The sequence below is a fragment of the Bradyrhizobium sp. SZCCHNR1015 genome (assembly GCF_032489875.1).
Lineage (GTDB): Bacteria > Pseudomonadota > Alphaproteobacteria > Rhizobiales > Xanthobacteraceae > Bradyrhizobium.
This window is the reverse complement of the sequence record NZ_JAUEYW010000015.1, coordinates 259,388-273,047: the sequence shown is the minus strand read 5'-3', so window position 1 is coordinate 273,047 and position 13,660 is coordinate 259,388. Positions and strand designations below refer to the sequence as shown.

Annotated in this window: 11 protein-coding genes; 5 read left to right on the top strand and 6 right to left on the bottom strand. The window is 66.3% G+C overall.

Going from position 1 to position 13,660, the window contains the following annotated elements; translation table 11 throughout:
- Positions 1 to 285: 285 nt before the first annotated feature.
- The 3 genes from QX128_RS25715 to QX128_RS25705 all read right to left on the bottom strand — a co-directional run bounded on the left by QX128_RS25715 (position 286) and on the right by QX128_RS25705 (position 2,710).
- Positions 286 to 1,263: an NADPH:quinone oxidoreductase family protein gene (locus QX128_RS25715; RefSeq protein ID WP_316238862.1), complete on the bottom strand. Its 978-nt coding sequence runs from the start codon at positions 1,261 to 1,263 to the stop codon at positions 286 to 288.
- On the bottom strand, positions 1,263 to 1,871 hold the full coding sequence (locus tag QX128_RS25710; RefSeq protein WP_316238861.1) for a 2-hydroxychromene-2-carboxylate isomerase: 609 nt from the start codon (positions 1,869 to 1,871) through the stop codon (positions 1,263 to 1,265). The genes QX128_RS25715 and QX128_RS25710 overlap by 1 nt, the downstream gene beginning before the upstream one ends.
- Before the next feature lie 131 nt (positions 1,872 to 2,002).
- Positions 2,003 to 2,710 (bottom strand): glutathione binding-like protein, encoded by a 708-nt coding sequence (locus QX128_RS25705; RefSeq protein WP_316238860.1) that lies wholly within the window; start codon positions 2,708 to 2,710, stop codon positions 2,003 to 2,005.
- 137 nt (positions 2,711 to 2,847) lie between these two features.
- On the opposite strand from QX128_RS25705, the gene QX128_RS25700 reads away from it, so the two are divergent.
- Positions 2,848 to 3,870, top strand: a complete 1,023-nt coding sequence (locus QX128_RS25700; RefSeq protein ID WP_316238869.1) for a methionine synthase — start codon at positions 2,848 to 2,850, stop codon at positions 3,868 to 3,870.
- A 502-nt stretch (positions 3,871 to 4,372) separates the two neighbouring features.
- Positions 4,373 to 7,582: an autotransporter domain-containing protein gene (locus QX128_RS25695; RefSeq protein WP_316238859.1), complete on the top strand. Its 3,210-nt coding sequence runs from the start codon at positions 4,373 to 4,375 to the stop codon at positions 7,580 to 7,582.
- Between the two features lie 51 nt (positions 7,583 to 7,633).
- Here the strand turns inward: QX128_RS25695 and QX128_RS25690 are convergent, their stop codons facing one another.
- From QX128_RS25690 to QX128_RS25680, 3 genes are all read right to left on the bottom strand, one after another.
- Positions 7,634 to 8,251 carry a hypothetical protein gene (locus tag QX128_RS25690; protein WP_316238858.1) on the bottom strand — a complete coding sequence of 206 codons (618 nt, stop codon included), beginning with the start codon at positions 8,249 to 8,251 and terminating at the stop codon, positions 7,634 to 7,636.
- A 110-nt stretch (positions 8,252 to 8,361) separates the two neighbouring features.
- Entirely contained in the window at positions 8,362 to 8,883 is a 522-nt protein-coding gene (gpt, locus tag QX128_RS25685) for a xanthine phosphoribosyltransferase (protein ID WP_315714724.1), read from the bottom strand.
- A gap of 38 nt (positions 8,884 to 8,921) precedes the next feature.
- On the bottom strand, positions 8,922 to 9,659 hold the full coding sequence (locus QX128_RS25680; protein WP_315759531.1) for a competence/damage-inducible protein A: 738 nt from the start codon (positions 9,657 to 9,659) through the stop codon (positions 8,922 to 8,924).
- Positions 9,660 to 9,887: 228 nt separating this feature from the next.
- Here QX128_RS25680 and QX128_RS25675 point away from each other — a divergent pair, with 228 nt between their 5' ends.
- From QX128_RS25675 to QX128_RS25665, 3 genes are all read left to right on the top strand, one after another.
- The gene (locus QX128_RS25675; RefSeq protein WP_316238857.1) at positions 9,888 to 11,306 is read left to right on the top strand and encodes a circularly permuted type 2 ATP-grasp protein; all 1,419 of its coding nucleotides are present in this window, start codon (positions 9,888 to 9,890) and stop codon (positions 11,304 to 11,306) included.
- A gap of 236 nt (positions 11,307 to 11,542) precedes the next feature.
- Positions 11,543 to 12,487, top strand: a complete 945-nt coding sequence (locus QX128_RS25670; protein ID WP_315801100.1) for an alpha-E domain-containing protein — start codon at positions 11,543 to 11,545, stop codon at positions 12,485 to 12,487.
- Positions 12,488 to 12,650: 163 nt separating this feature from the next.
- The gene (locus QX128_RS25665) at positions 12,651 to 13,499 is read left to right on the top strand and encodes a transglutaminase family protein (RefSeq protein ID WP_315801101.1); all 849 of its coding nucleotides are present in this window, start codon (positions 12,651 to 12,653) and stop codon (positions 13,497 to 13,499) included.
- Positions 13,500 to 13,660: the final 161 nt, after the last annotated feature.

Below are 13,660 nucleotides of genomic sequence, written 5' to 3'. Positions count from 1 at the left end.
GCGATCGATTTGCGTGACCCCAAAAGTGTCAACCATGTCCCCGAACAGGTGTAAGCTATGTCTCCGGGCTAAACACTTCGCTCGCAATGACGGCGAGCGGTGCCAACCCCACCCTCGGTGTCGTCCCGGACAAGCGCGCGGCACGGCGCGCGCCGATCCGGGACCCATAACCACAGGGCGCTGTTTGGCGAAGAACGACGTTCAGGGTGCCACAAGAGAGATCACGCGGTATGGGTCCCGGCTCAAGGCCGGGACGACACCGGTGGTTTGGCGCCGCTGTGTGCCTCAGTCCATCACCAGCGCGACCCGACCGATCGCCTTGCGATCGATCAACAGCCGCATCGCCGCGGCGTAGTCCGCGAACGGCACGCGATGGGAGACGTTTGGCCGCAGCTTGCCCTGCTCAGCGAACTCCAGCAGCGCCGCCATGCGGCGCTGGCCCAGCTCGGGATCCTTCCGCACCGCCTCGCCGGCACGGACGCCGAGCACGCTGGCGCCCTTCATCAGGATCAGATTGGTGCGTGCGAGCCCGATGCCGCCGGTGAAGCCGATCACCAGCAGCCGCGCGCCCCAGGCGATGCAGCGCACGCTGTTCTCGAACACCTCGCCGCCGACGGGATCGAACACGACGTCGACGCCGCGGCCATCGGTGATGCGCTTGACGGCATCACGGAACGGCTCGCGCGCATAGAGCACCAGATGATCGGCGCCACGCGCGCGTGCCACCGCGAGTTTCTCCTCCGACGACGCCGCCGCGATCACGGTCGCGCCCAGGAGCTTGCCGATCTCGACGGCGGCAAGGCCGACGCCACCGCCGGCGCCATGCACCAGCAGCGTCTCGCCGGGCCTGAGCTGGCCGCGATCGACCAGCGCGTGATGAGCGGTGCCGTGGCCGGCCAGATAGGTAGCGCCTTCAGCATAGTCGAAGGTCGACGGCAGCGGCGTGAGCTGGCTCCCGGCCACCACCGCCTCCTCGGCGTAAGCGCCGAAGCGCATCCGGACGATGACCTTGTCGCCGACGGCATGGCCGGTCGCGGCCGCGCCGACCGCGATGACGTCGCCGGCCGCCTCCACGCCGGGCGTGAACGGCAGCTCCGGCTTGAGCTGATACTCGCCCGCCGCCATCAGGATGTCCGGGAAATTGATGCCGGCCGCGCGGATCTTAACCCGCACCTCGCCCTCGGCCAGCGGGCGTGGCGGAAGGTCTTCGAGCTTCAGCTTCTCCGGCGGCCCGAGCTCGCGGCAGACGATCGCCCGCGCCATCAGCTGGCGCGCCCCTTCGCCCTCGCCAGCGCCTCGCGGATCAGCGGCATCCGGTCGTTGCCGAAATACATGTCGGTGGCATTGACGAAGATGGTCGGCGAGCCGAAGCCGCCGCGCTTGACGACCTCCTCGGTGTTGATGCGCAGCTGGTCCTTGATGCCCTGCTGCGCGATCCCATCGAAGAACGCCTTCGGATCGATGCCGACGCGCCGGCACACCTCGGTCAGCACCGCATCCTGCGAGATGTCCTGGTCCTCGCCCCAATAGATCTCGAACACGGCCCGCGCGAACGGCACCATGTCCTGGCCGAGCCAGATGCAGCCGCGCATCGCCTTGACGCTGTTCACAGGGAACACCGATGGCGGCATCTTGATCTTGAGCCCGGCCGAGCGGGACCAATCGCCGAGGTCCTTCAGCATGTAGGCCGCCTTGGCCGGCACCGGCTTCTCGCGCTGCGCATAGACGCTGGGATTGACGGTGTTGAAGATGCCGCCGACCAGGATCGGCCGCCAGACGATGTCGACGTCGAATTCCTGCGCGAGCGGCTGGATGTTGTGGAAGGCGAGATAGGTCCAGGGGCTGGAGCAGTCGAAGAAGAATTCGATCATGGATGATTTCCGTTCTGGCTGTTTTTCCTCATCCTGAGGAGCGCGCACTGCGCGCATCTCGAAGGATGAGGCCCGCGTCGTGGCCTCATGGTTCGAGACGCGCCTGCGGCGCTCCTCACCATGAGGGTTTCTTATGAACCTCGTTCGATCATCTCTTTCGCCCGCGCGCCGAACATCACGTGACGCGACTGCTCGTCGAACGGCTCCTTGACGAACTTGCCGATCGCCAGCCCCGCCTGCAGCTTCGGCCGCGCGCGCAACACCGCGTACCAGCGCTTGATGCCGGGATAGTCGTCGAGCGTAAACCCCTGGGCCTTGTGCGTCATCATCCACGGAAAGCAGGCGATGTCGGCGATCGAATAGTCGTCGCCGGCGACGTAGGCGCCGGTCTTGCCGAGCTGCACGTCGAGCACGTGGAACAGCCGTGCGACCTCATCACGATAGCGCTGGATCGCATAAGGGATCTTCTCGGCCGCATACAGCGCGAAATGCCCATGCTGCCCCATCATCGGCCCCAGCCCGGCCATCTGCCACATCACCCATTGGATCACACGCGAGCGCGCCCGCATCTCCTGCGGCAGGAAACGACCGGTCTTTTCGGCGAGGTAGATCAGGATCGCGCCGGTCTCGAACACCGGGAACGGCGCGCCGCCATCGGCCGGCGCGTGATCGACGATCGCCGGAATCCGGTTGTTGGGGCTGATCGCCAGGAACTCCGGCTTGAACTGGTCGCCGGCGCGGATGTCGACGGGAATGACGGTATAGGGCAGCCCGAGTTCCTCGAGCATGATCGAGATCTTCCAGCCGTTCGGCGTCGGCGCGTAATGGAGATCGATCATCCTTCCCCGATTCCTTCCCCGGACCATTATGCCGCGCTGCGGAACATGCGCGGCGGCTTCGTTCTTCTGTACCTGAAGGGTAAGCCATGGCAGACAGGCGCTCAAGCCTGACCGCCCATATGCCGGAGAGTCCGACCATGCTGTTTCCATCGACCATCGCAGGATCGCTGCCCAAGCCGGAATGGCTGGCCGAGCCGAACGTGCTGTGGGCGCCGTGGAAGTCCAAGGGCGGCGAGCTGGCGCGCGCCAAGCGTGATGCCACCATCCTGGCGCTGAAGCTGCAGGAGGATTCCGGCATCGACATCCTCACCGAAGGTGAACAGTCGCGGCAGCATTTCGTGCACGGCTTCCTGGAGCGTGTCGAAGGCATCGACTTCGCCCACAAGGTCGAGATGGGCATCCGCAAGGACCGCTACAAGGCGATGGTACCGCAGGTCGTAGCACCCTTGTCGCTGAAGGGCCGCGTCCATGGCGACGAGGCGCGGATCGCGCGCACGCACACGACGCGCGCCGTGAAGTTCACCTTGCCCGGACCGATGACGATCATCGACACCATCGCCGACAGCTACTATGGCGACCGCGTCAAGATGGCGTTCGCCTTCGCCGAGTTGCTGAACCAGGAGGCCAAGGCGCTGCACGACGACGGCATCGACATGATCCAGTTCGACGAGCCCGCCTTCAACGTCTACATGGACGAGGTGCGCGACTGGGGCATCAAGGCGCTGGAGCGCGCCGCCGAAGGCCTGACCTGCCCGACCGCCGTGCACATCTGCTACGGCTACGGCATCAAGGCCAACACCGACTGGAAGGAGACGCTGGGCGGCGAGTGGCGGCAGTATGAGGAGACCTTCCCGGTCATCGACGCCAGCAGCATCCAGCAGGTCGCGGTCGAGTGCCGCAATTCGAAGGTGCCGATCGAGCTGCTCGGCCTGCTCAAGAACAAGATCGTGCAGGCCGGCGTCATCGACGTCGCCAGCGACGCGATCGAGACCGCCGAGGACGTCTGCAAGACGCTCGAGGACGTCATGAAGGTGGTGCCGAAGGAGAACATCATCGCCACGACGAACTGCGGCATGGCGCCGATGCGGCGCGAGATCGCCGAGGCCAAGCTGATGGCGCTCGGCACCGGCGCAAAGCTGGCTCGGCAAAGGTTTGCCTGACTCAGAGGTCAGGTCAGACACGAGGCAAGGGCGTCGACGGCTCGCCGCCCCCCGAGGCATCGCGCTCGGGGCCCTGGCTCAATCGCGATCGCGCCGGGAGGCGATACGCACACGGTCCTGGAATCAAAGTAAGAGCGCATCCGAGGTGAGCACGGTCTCACCACGCGCGATTCGCCGCAACAGCACGGCCGCGCCTGTGCCGCCCCTGCACGACCGCCGCGATGGCCACGTCAGCCTTTCATATGCACTGCTCTGTGTTTTGCGGCAGATCGCAGCGATCATCGATCACGGTCGCCGGATGGAAAAAATCTATCCTTGGTAGCAAAATACCAGATGCACAACATTCCCGACGCTGTGTGTCTTTGCTGCGCTTGACAGTATGTGTCCTAACATTTCATTTCTTGGCCACAAGTGTGGCGTGAATTTTTTGCTGCTTAATCCAGTTCGTATCTGACCTCCGCCTTCATTATTGGGGAATGCAATGGCTTGCCTTGCGAGAACGATGTTTGCTGCGCCGAAGTCGCGGCGCTGGCTGACCGTCTCGGTTCTTCTTGCGGGCACCATGTTGAGCACCCAGGCCCTGGCGATCGACGTCGCCAACCAGACCGACTGGAATACGGCGGTGGCAGCGGTCGCGGCCGCCGGCGCCAACTCGACCGTCACCATCAACATCACCAGCGGCTTCACGCTGTCGAGCTCGCTTGCGCAACTGCAGGCCGCGAACAGCAACGTCACGGTGAACATCACCGGCAACGGCCAGACGATCAACGGCGCCTCCTCGTTTCAGGGCATCGTCGTCAACGGTGCCAACGCGCCGACCGTGAACATCTCCAGCCTGGCGATCACCAACACGGCCGCGATCGGCGGCAACGGCCAGAACGGCCAGAACGGCTATTATAGCGGCGGCCTGGCCTATGGCTCCGGCGGCGGCGGCGGCGGCGGTCTCGGTGCCGGCGGCGGCCTGCTGGTCGGCAGCGGCGCCAACGTCACGATCGCCGCGGTGACCTTCACCAGCAACAGCGCCACCGGCGGCAGTGGCGGCAACGGCGGCAGCGCACAGAATGCGGCGGCCGACCCGGTGAATGGCGGCAATGGCGGCGCGGGCGGCGCCGCGAACAACGGCGGCGCCAGCGGCGGCGGCGGCGCGGGCGGCACGGGCGGACATACCGGCACGCAAGGCACGGCCGGCACCGCGGGCGCCGCGCTCGGTGACGGCGGTGGTGGCGGCGGCGGCTCCGGCACCACCAACAGCAACACCTACACCAACAACAATCCCGGCGGCAGCGGCAACGCCAATGGCGGCAACGGCGGCACCGGCGGCGACGGTGCGACCAATGCCAGCGGCTCGGGCGGCCCCGGGCCCGGCTCCGACGGCGGCGCCGGCGGCAATGGCGGCGCCGCCAATGGCGGCGCCATCTATGTCGCCACCGGCGGCACGCTGACGATTCTCGACTCGCCGATTTCGGGCAACACCGTCACCGGTGGCGCCGCCGGTACCCCCGGCATCGGCATCGGGCCAAGCGCCATCAACGGGTTTTCGGCAGCGGCCGGCGCAGCGCAGGGCGCCGGCATCTTCCTGAGCGGCGTGACGGCCAATATCAGCGTGTCCGGTGGCACCGTGACCTACGGCGACTCCATCGGCGGCACCGGACTGACGACCGGCGGCGTCAACACGGCGATCAACAAGACCGGCATCGGCACGTTGGTGCTGTCGGCGACCAATACGTTCACCGGCAACGTCAACATCAACGCCGGCACGCTCTCGGTCGGCGCCACCGCCAATCTCGGCAACGTCGCCAACGACGTGATCATTTCCAACGGCGGCACATTGGCGGTCACCGGCACGACGACGTTCGCCAACGGCCGCGACTTCAAGATTGCCGGGCTGTCGACGATCGACATAGCCAGCGCGACCACGACCACGTTGCAAGGCATCGTCGGCGACGGCGCCTCCGCCGGCACCCTGGTGAAGGCGGGCGGCGGCATCCTGCTGCTCTCGGGCACCAACACCTACACCGGCGCGACCAATGTCGACGCCGGTACGCTGCGCGCGGGTTCGGCCGGCGCGTTCGGTGCCAGCACGGTCTTCAGCGTGCTGTCCGGCGCCACGCTGGATCTCAACGGCTTCAACAAGACGTTCGGCACGCTGAGCGGAGATGGCACCGTCACCGGCGCCAACGCGACGATCTCAGGTTCGTTCGCGCCAGGCAACGGCACGCCGGCGTCCTCCATGGCTGTCGTCGGCAACCTCGCCTTCCAGTCGGGCGCGCAATACCTGGTGCAGGTGAATCCGACCACGGCGTCGTTCGCCACCGTCACCGGCACTGCGACGCTCGGGGGCGCCGCCGTCACCGCAACCTTCGCAAACGGCAGCTACATCTCCAAGCAATACACCATTCTCACCGCCACCGGCGGCGTCAGCGGCACGTTCAGCGGCATCACCAACACCAACCTCCCAGCCGGGTTCACCTCGACGTTGAGCTATGACAGCAACGATGTCTTCCTCAACCTCTCGATGGGCACGTCGTCGGCGAGCGTCAACCAGCAGAACGTCAGCAACGCGCTCAGCAACTACTTCAACACGAACGGCAGCATTCCCGTCGTCTTCACCGGCTTGACGCCAGCGGGGCTGACGCAGATCTCGGGCGAGACCGCGACCGGCTCGCAGCAGACGACGTTCAATGCGATGACGCAGTTCATGGGCGTCATGACCGATCCGTTCGTCGGCGGCCGCGGCGACCAGGGCTCTGCGCCCAGCGGCGCGATCGGCTACGCGGAGGAGACGCTCGCTTTTGCGTCCAAGCGCAATCCGAACGACGCGCTGGCCGCGATCTACACCAAGGCGCCGGCCGCGCCCGTGGCCAGGCCGGGCTGGAGCGTGTGGGCAGCCGGCTTCGGCGGCTCGCAGACCACCGATGGCAACACCGCGCTGGGCTCGAACAACACGACCAGCAACCTCTACGGCACGGCCGTCGGCGCCGACTATCGCTTGTCGCCGTTTACGATCGCCGGGTTCTCGATGGCCGGCGGCGGCACCACGTTCAGCGTCGCCAATGGCGGCAGCGGCCGATCCGACCTGTTCCAGGCCGGCGCCTTCGTCAGGCACAATATCGGCGCAGGCTATATCTCGGGGGCACTGGCATATGGCTGGCAGAACATCACCACCAACCGCACCGTGACCGTGGCCGGCGTCGACCAGCTCCGGGCCAATTTCGACGCCAACACCTTTGCCGGCCGGGTCGAAGGCGGCTATCGCTTCGTGTCGCCCTGGATGGGGTTCGGGATCACGCCTTACGCCGCAGCGCAGTTCACGACGTTCAGCCTGCCGGGCTACGCGGAGAATGCGGTCTCCGGCGCCAACACGTTCGCGCTGCGCTTTGGATCGCAGAACGTCACCGATACGCGGTCGGAGCTGGGCCTGCGCACCGACAAGGCCTATGCGCTGGCCGATGGCGTTTTCACGCTGCGCAGCCGCTTCGCCTGGGCCTATGACTTCAACCCCAGCCGGTCGGCCGGGGCCACGTTCCAGACCCTTCCGGGCGCATCCTTCGTCGTCAACGGCGCGCGGCAGGCGCAGAATTCAGCGCTGACCACGGTCTCCGCTGAAATGAAGTGGCGGAATGGCTGGTCGGCCGCCGCGAGCTTCGAGGGCGAGTTCTCGGATGTGACCCGCAGCTACGCCGGCAAGGGCATCGTGCGCTACACGTGGTGACGCGCGGAGCTCCGCGCGGCACATCCGTACGGCGCCCCGATCACCCGACGGTCAGGTCACCGCGCTCGGATGCAGCACCGGCGCGTAGCCCGCCGTGATCGCGCGCAGCGTCGAGGGCGGGGTCAGCAGCAACGCGTCGGTGATCCCTGCGCGTGGCGCGTCATAGCCCGCCGCCGACCAGGGCAGCGCCCTGCCTTTTCGGATCAGAAAGCTCTCCTCGCCTGCCTGCACCATGGCCCCGTCAGGCAAGGCGGCGAGCGGCGTCGGCAGCGGATGCAGGCGCTTGCGACCGCGATCGAGGCGCTCGCGATGGAGCACGCGATCAATCTCGGAGATGCGCAGACCCCCGACGCCGTTGCCCTCCTCCCACGCCGCACGAAACCTCTTGGCGTCGTCGCGGCGGCAGTAGAAGCAGGGGCGATGGCCGGCGGCGAAGGCGGTCGCCTCGTCGAGAAAGAACAGCTCGGTCCAGCTCCGCGTCGCCATCACCTCGCGGCGGCGGCCGCGGAAGTCGCACAGGCAGACCAGCCAAGCGGGGCTCGACCAGCGCCGGTTCAGCAACCTCTTCGTCGCGGGATCATGGATGATGCCGCGATTGCCGGTGAACAGGCCGCGATGCGACGTGGCGACGATGTCGCCCGACGGCGTGACGCGGTTCTGCAGCGGCATGGCGGCGCTCCCCACCAGCCGTCATTGCGAGGAGCGAAGCGACGAAGCAATCCAGAGTCCCGTCCACAGCTCTGGATTGCTTCGCTTCGCTCGCAATGACGACGTTGAGCTCATGCCGCCCCGTCACGCAGCGGCGGTGCGAACGACAGCGCGGTGTCCCAGGGGAAGAAGATCCAGGTGTCCTGCGACACCTCGGTAATGAAAGTGTCGACCAGCGGCCGGCCCTTCGGCTTGGCATAGACGGTGGCGAAATGCGCGTCGGGGAGGATCTCGCGGACCATGCGCCCGGTCTTGCCGGTGTCGACGAGATCGTCGACGATCAGGAGCCCCTTGCCGGTGCCCCCGCCGAGTTGCGCCGTGTCAGCCGAGATGCCCTTCAGGACCTGAAGCTCGCCCTGCTTGGTGTGGTCATAGCTCGCGATGCAGATCGTATCGATGACGCGCACGCCAAGCTCGCGGGCCACGATCGCCGCCGGGACCAGTCCGCCGCGGGTGATGGCCACCACGGCGTGAAACGGCCCGATCTCGTTCAGCCGCCAGGTCAGCGCCCGGCAATCGCGATGAAACTGGTCCCAGGACACCGGGAAGGCCCGGCCCGCGCGCTCCTCTGCACTCAAAGTCTTGTCTGGCATCTCATCTCGTCCGTGAGTTCTCGAAAGCTGCACCTGCTTTAGCGCGTCACATTGAGCCCGGCGAGCATCTCCTTCACGGCCGCCATCGCTGCCGACAGCTTGTCCTGGTCGCGCGAGCGCACCACGAGATGCGTGTTCGGCTTCTGGTCCTCGTCGATGAAGGGATAGCTGCCGATGATGGTGTCCGGATGCGCCTTGGCGATCTCGCGCAGGGGACCGCCGATGTCGCCCTCGCGGGCATTGGCGCGCACGGTCTCCGACAGCATGCGCACGCCCGATTTCAGCTTCGGCGCGACGATGTCCATCATCGCCTGCATGATCGATGGCACGCCGGCCATGACGATGACGTTGCCGAGCTTGAAGCCGGGCGCCAGGATGGTGGCGCTCTGGATCAGCTCGGCGCCATCGGGGATGCGCGCCATGCGCAGCCGGGCCTCGTTGAGCTCCTGCTCGCTCCAGCGCTCGCGGAAGCGTGCGACGACCTCGGGGTGATGGTCGATGCCGACGCCGAACGCCTTGGCGATCGCATCCGCGGTGATGTCGTCATGGGTCGGGCCGATGCCGCCGGTGGTGAACACGTAGGTGTAGCGATGCCGCAGCGCATCGAGCGCGGCGATGATGTCGGGCTCGTCGTCGGAGACCACCCGGACCTCCTTGAGGTCGATGCCCAGATTGGTGAGGTATTCGGCGATGAAGCCGATGTTCTTGTCCTTGGTCCGACCGGACAGGATCTCGTCGCCGATGACCAGCAACCCCGCGGTGACGATCTCGCTCATGGTTTCTCCTCGCATCTGCCGTCTCTTTTGGCCCGTCACGGCGCCAATGTCATCCGGAACGTCGCAGTCTATGCCGCGGATTTGAGCACCACGCAGCCGGTTTTTCGGGCACGGCTTTCGCAACCCCCACGAAATGCCGCAGGAGAATGCATATCGCGCTGGCCCGCCCCTTGCTACCATCCCAAGGAGTCATGCAGTGTATGGCGAGGCTGGGACACACGGGCATCTATGGCAGTTGCGTTCGACGAAATGAACGAGCCGGGCGGCGACGTCCGTCAGGCTTATCAGGAGCTGTCGCGGTGGCTGAAGGAAACGCCGCCGGAGGCGCTGGAGTATCGCCGCCACGAGGCGGAGCTGCTGTTCCGGCGAATCGGCATCACCTTCGCGGTCTATGGCGAGGCCGAGGCGCAGGAGCGGCTGATCCCGTTCGACGTCATCCCCCGCATTCTCTCAGGCAAGGAATGGACCCTGCTGGAGAAGGGTCTGAAGCAGCGCGTCAAGGCGCTGAACATGTTCCTGCGCGACATCTATCACGGCCGCGACATTCTCCGCGCCAACGTGGTGCCGGATGACCTGATCTTCCAGAACCCGGTCTTCCGCCCGGAGATGAACGGCCAGGACGTGCCGCACGACGTCTACGTCCACATCGCCGGCATCGACATCGTCCGCGTCGACGCCAACGACTTCATCGTGCTCGAGGACAATGCGCGCACGCCGTCGGGCGTGTCCTACATGCTGGAAAACCGCGAGATCATGATGCGGCTGTTTCCGGACCTGTTCGCGCGCCACCGCGTCGCACCGGTCGAGCGCTACCCCGACGAATTGCTGTCGTGCTTGCGCTCGGTGGCGCCGCTCAGCGCCTCGGCCGAGCCGACCGTCGCACTGATGACGCCCGGCATCTACAACTCCGCCTATTACGAGCACTCGTTCCTGGCCGACAAGCTCGGGATCGAGCTGGTCGAGGGCCGCGACCTCATCGTCAAGAACGACGAGGTGTTCATGCGCACCACCGAGGGGCTGAAGCGGGTCGATGTGATCTACCGCCGCGTCGACGACGACTTCCTCGATCCCCTCACCTTCCGACCGGATTCGGCGCTCGGCGTGCCCGGGCTGATGTCGGCCTATGTTGCCGGCAATGTCACGCTCGCCAACGCGGTCGGCACCGGCATCGCCGACGACAAGGCGATCTACTCCTACATGCCCGACGTCGTGAAGTTCTATCTCGGCGAGGAGCCGATCCTGAAGAACGTGCAGACCTGGCGCTGCCGCGAGCCAGCCGATCTGTCCTACGTGCTCGACCATCTCGGCGAGCTCGTCGTCAAGGAGGTGCACGGCTCCGGCGGCTACGGCATGCTGATCGGCCCGGCCGCCACCAAGGCGACCATCGAGGCGTTCCGCGACAAGCTGAAGCGCGAGCCGGAGGGTTTTATCGCCCAGCCGACACTCGCGCTGTCGACCTGCCCGACCTGCGTCGCGTCCGGCCTGGCGCCACGCCATGTCGATCTCAGGCCGTTCGTGCTGACGGGACGCGACCGCACCACCATCGTGCCCGGCGGCCTCACCCGCGTGGCGCTGAAGGAGGGATCGCTGGTGGTGAATTCCAGCCAGGGCGGCGGCACCAAGGACACATGGGTGCTGGATGAGTAAGAGTTGGTTTGCACAGGGTTCTGAGCTTGCTCGCTGCAACCTCTCCCCGCCTGCGGGGGCGCGACGAGCTTCGCTCGCGCTGAGAGGTCGGATTGCATCGAAAGATGCAATCCGGGTGAGGGGGTACAGGTCCATCAACTCGCACCACCCGTGCGGCTGCCCCTCACCCCAGCCCTCTCCCCGTGAAGAACGGGGAGAGGGAGCGCACCGTCTCCTCCGCACCTCATAGATTGCCCATGCTGTCGCGCACCGCCGAAAACCTGTACTGGCTGGCCCGCTACGTCGAGCGCGCCGAGTACCTTGCCCGCACCATCGACGCCACCCTGCGCGTCACGGCGCTTCCCGCGGCCTATATCGGCAAGACCAATGAATGGGAATCGGCGCTGATGACCGCCGGCGTCAATGTCAGCTTCTACGAGCACTACTCCGAGGCCAACGAGCAGAACGTCGTCGAATATCTCTCGTTCAACCAGTCGAACCCGTCCTCGATCAAGAACTGCATCGAGGCCGCCCGTCTCAACGCCCGCTCGGTGCGAACCGCGTTGACGTCGGAGATGTGGGACACCCTCAACGGATCCTGGATCGAGCTGCAGGAAGTCTGGAGCAAGGGCGCCAAGACGCGCGAGGAGCTGGCGCGCTTCCTGCGCTTCGTGCAGGAGACCTCGCTGCGCTTCGACGGCTCGGCCTACCGGACCATGCTGCGCAACGACGCCTACTGGTTCTCGCGGCTCGGCCTGCATCTCGAGCGCGCCGACAACACCGCCCGCATCCTCGACGTCAAATATCACGTGCTGCTGCCCGAGGAGGAGCATGTCGGCGGCCCGCTGGACTACTATCAGTGGACCTCGATCCTGCGCTCGGTGTCGGCGCTCACGGCCTATCACTGGGTCTATCGCGAGACGCTGAAGCCCTGGCTGATCGCGGACCTCCTGATCCTCAACGACACGCTGCCGCGCTCGCTGGCGAGCTGCTACGGCAACCTCGTCCGCAATCTCGACCAGATCGGCGTCGCCTATGGCCGCCAGGGGGCGGCGCAGCGCCATGCCCGCGGCGTCCGCAACCGGCTCGACCACTCCAACATGGACGACATCTTCCAGCATGGCGTGCACGAGTTCATCCAGGAGTTCATCGCCGACAATTCGCGGCTCGGAGAGATCATCACCAAGCAGTACCTGATCTGAGCGCAGTGGAGACAGCGATCGCGGCCCGCTGGACTGTGTCTGCGAGACCACGTCCGGCACCCGGCGCCCTGCCCTCCGCCCGAGGGATCCTCCTCCCCCCTTTCAGGGAGAGGTGAAACGAGCTACCGCGGACAGCACATCTGACGAAGACTGGTCGACCGCCATGCGCCTGCGTATCTCCCATTCCACCACCTACCGCTACGAGCCGGCGGCGACCGGCGTCATCCAGATCATCCGCATGACGCCCGGCAGCAATGACGGCCAATATGTGGCGGAGTGGCAGATCGACGTGTCGACCGATTCCCGCCTCGACATGCATGAGGACGCATTCGGCAACGTCACCCATGTGATCACGCACGGCGCGCTCGAGGATCTCACAATCACGGCCGAGGGTCTGGTCGAGACCCACGACACCGGCGGCGTGCTGAAGGGAGCGGACGAGCGCTTCCCGCCCAGCTTCTTCCTCCGGCAGACGCCGCTTACGGCCGCCAATGCCGCCATGGCCGCAGTCGTGCGCGATCTGCGCGCGGAGTCCGAGAGCGACGTGCTCGGTCTTCTGCACACGCTGATGACGCAGGTCTACGAGCACATGACCTTCGACGAGGATCCGACCCACAGCGGCACCTCGGCGGCGGAAGCCTTCGGGCTGAAGCGCGGTGTCTGCCAGGACTATGCGCACATCTTCATTGCCTGCGCGCGCGCCGCCGGCATCCCCGCGCGTTTCGTGTCCGGCCACTTCCTGCGCTCCGATGGTGCGGTGCACCAGGAGGCCGGCCATGCCTGGGCGGAAGCCTATGTGCCGGATCTGGGCTGGGTCGGCTTCGACGCCGCCAACTGCATCTGCACCACCGACGCCCATGTCCGGGTCGCGATCGGGCTCGATTATCTCGGCGCGGCGCCGGTGCGCGGCACCCGCTATGGCGGCGGCACCGAGACGCTCACCGTCAAGGTGAAGGTCGAGCAGGTCGGCCGCGGCGGCCAGTCGCAATCGCAGTCGCAGCGCCAGTCCTGAATTCCGGAACGCGCGCCCGTAGCCCCGTAGCCCGCATGAGCGAAGCGACATGCGGGTTCTCCGAGAAAGCGCGTGAGATCCCGGATATCGCTCCCACCAGCGCCCTACGGGCGCCGGCTGCCGCTCATCCGGGCTACAGCACTGCGGGGTTGGAGGGACCG

Excerpts from the sequence above, each read along its gene's own strand:
- QX128_RS25705 (WP_316238860.1), bottom strand. The coding sequence starts at position 2,710 with ATGATCGATCTCCATTACGCGCCGACGCCGAACGGCTGGAAGATCTCG.
- QX128_RS25675 (WP_316238857.1), top strand. The coding sequence starts at position 9,888 with ATGGCAGTTGCGTTCGACGAAATGAACGAGCCGGGCGGCGACGTCCGT.
- gpt (WP_315714724.1), bottom strand. The coding sequence starts at position 8,883 with ATGCCAGACAAGACTTTGAGTGCAGAGGAGCGCGCGGGCCGGGCCTTC.
- QX128_RS25670 (WP_315801100.1), top strand. The coding sequence starts at position 11,543 with ATGCTGTCGCGCACCGCCGAAAACCTGTACTGGCTGGCCCGCTACGTC.
- QX128_RS25695 (WP_316238859.1), top strand. The coding sequence starts at position 4,373 with ATGTTTGCTGCGCCGAAGTCGCGGCGCTGGCTGACCGTCTCGGTTCTT.
- QX128_RS25665 (WP_315801101.1), top strand. The coding sequence starts at position 12,651 with ATGCGCCTGCGTATCTCCCATTCCACCACCTACCGCTACGAGCCGGCG.
- QX128_RS25710 (WP_316238861.1), bottom strand. The coding sequence starts at position 1,871 with ATGATCGAATTCTTCTTCGACTGCTCCAGCCCCTGGACCTATCTCGCC.
- QX128_RS25700 (WP_316238869.1), top strand. The coding sequence starts at position 2,848 with ATGCTGTTTCCATCGACCATCGCAGGATCGCTGCCCAAGCCGGAATGG.
- QX128_RS25680 (WP_315759531.1), bottom strand. The coding sequence starts at position 9,659 with ATGAGCGAGATCGTCACCGCGGGGTTGCTGGTCATCGGCGACGAGATC.
- QX128_RS25715 (WP_316238862.1), bottom strand. The coding sequence starts at position 1,263 with ATGGCGCGGGCGATCGTCTGCCGCGAGCTCGGGCCGCCGGAGAAGCTG.
- QX128_RS25690 (WP_316238858.1), bottom strand. The coding sequence starts at position 8,251 with ATGCCGCTGCAGAACCGCGTCACGCCGTCGGGCGACATCGTCGCCACG.